The organism is Halobacillus sp. A1, from assembly GCF_024189295.1.
Lineage (GTDB): Bacteria > Bacillota > Bacilli > Bacillales > Halobacillaceae > Halobacillus_A.
The window spans coordinates 1-1,764 of the sequence record NZ_JAIZEN010000054.1; the positions used below are offsets into that span (position 1 = coordinate 1).

Annotated in this window: 1 protein-coding gene; it reads left to right on the top strand. The window is 45.4% G+C overall.

The window, feature by feature from the left end:
- The first annotated feature begins 112 nt into the window (after window positions 1-112).
- Window positions 113-1,393 carry an IS110 family RNA-guided transposase gene (locus LF817_RS19925; RefSeq protein ID WP_253937559.1) on the top strand — a complete coding sequence of 427 codons (1,281 nt, stop codon included), beginning with the start codon at window positions 113-115 and terminating at the stop codon, window positions 1,391-1,393.
- Window positions 1,394-1,764: the final 371 nt, after the last annotated feature.

A 1,764-nucleotide genomic window follows, 5' to 3' on the forward strand; every position in this document is an offset into this window, starting at 1 on the left:
ATCCCACAGGAGATTCCTGTGGGATTAATTTTGTACCTCTTGAATAAAAAGAAGCCCTCCCGTAAGATGCATTTGTACAACCAAATACAAACATCAAAAGGAGGACTTCCCTTTGAATCATAAGCGGAATGAACGAATAAATCAAATCACAGAGGATACATTAGTCATTGGCATTGATATCGCTAAAAAGACGCATTACGCATGCCCGGTGGATGACCGTGGGCGTGAAATGCGAAAGAAATCCGTCGCATTTACCCAGAGTCGTGAAGGATTTGAATCTTTCCAAAGACAGGTTGAAGACTGGCTTAAGCTTTATGAAAAGAAACGTGTCTTGATCGGATTTGAACCGACTGGCCACTACTGGATGAACTTGGCTTTCTTTCTACTCGAAGTGGACTTACCCTTCGTTCAGGTCCATCCGATGCACGTGAAGAATACCCAAGAGTTTGATGACAATCTTCAAACGAAGAACGATTCTAAAGACGCCCGACTGATTGCGAAACTGATGGTCACCGGCAGCTTTTTCTACCCAAGGATTCCAAGGGGAATTCAAGCTGAACTTCGAAATGGATCCGCCATGCGATGGAGGTTAAAGAAAGACATTGCCCGCATGAAAAACCAGATGATCCAATGGCTCGACCAGTACTTCCCTGAATTCAAGTTGGTATTCAAGGATTTTAAACAGCTTGCCTGTATAACGCTGAAGTACACACCCCTGCCCGAAGACCTTCTTCGTCATGACGTCGAGGAACTCGCACGGATGTATAGAGAACAAGGCGGCATGTGTCGAGTGGCGAAGAAAACGATTCGTGAGGCTCAGGCCGTCGCAGGGCAATCCATTGGGCTCACCGAAGGGTTAGAGATCGCTCGCCTTGAGATGCAGTCCTTGGTTAGTCAGTTTCTTTTAGCTGAAGGTCAGTTGGAAGAGGTCAATCAGCGTATGGAAGAACTAGCGGAACAGCTCGAAGATTTCGAATACCTGGTCTCTATTCGAGGGATTAGTGAACACACTGTCATGGACCTAATCGCCGAAACCGGCCCACTCAAGCAGTACAAAAATCCACGTCAACTTATCAAATTAGCGGGATTAACACTGCGTGAGCAGTCTTCCGGTCAGTTTAAAGGACAGAAAATCATTTCGAAACGTGGCAGGAAACGGCTCAGGAGTCTTCTGTTTAAAGCGATCCTGCCTCTTCTGAGAAATAACGAGGCCTTTCATGAATTGTACCAGTACTATATCAATCGTCCGGTGAATCCTTTGAAGAAAAAAGAAGCGATGGTTGTCCTTTGCGGAAAGCTTTTAAAGATCTTTCACGGTTTATCCAAACACGAGAATTACTTTGATGAGGAACGAATGAAACAGGACCTTCACTGTCTGAACCAGGCAGCGTGACCTTTCTTTCCATCCCCTTTCATAAGATGACACGGAGAAGCTGGCGCCAAGAGAGACGACAGACCACGAGTCTATACAGGAGAAAGAAGCCGGCCTCTGCCTTATGATGAGACCAAACGAAGGAATGAAGGCGTACGACGCCAAGAGACATGGGAGGGTCCGTCCTCATAAGATAGCAGAGATCCCAAATGCATCGCTGAATACGGAAAAGCAGCTCAAATGATTCATGCGAGAAACGCAACGCGTCTACCACACTTCCAAAAATAGAAAGATAAGGATACATCTAACAGAGGAAGTGCTTAAAAAATTTTTTTTGAAAGACAAAAGACAGCTATAAACCCTGATATATCAATGTTTCCGGAGGGAGTCTC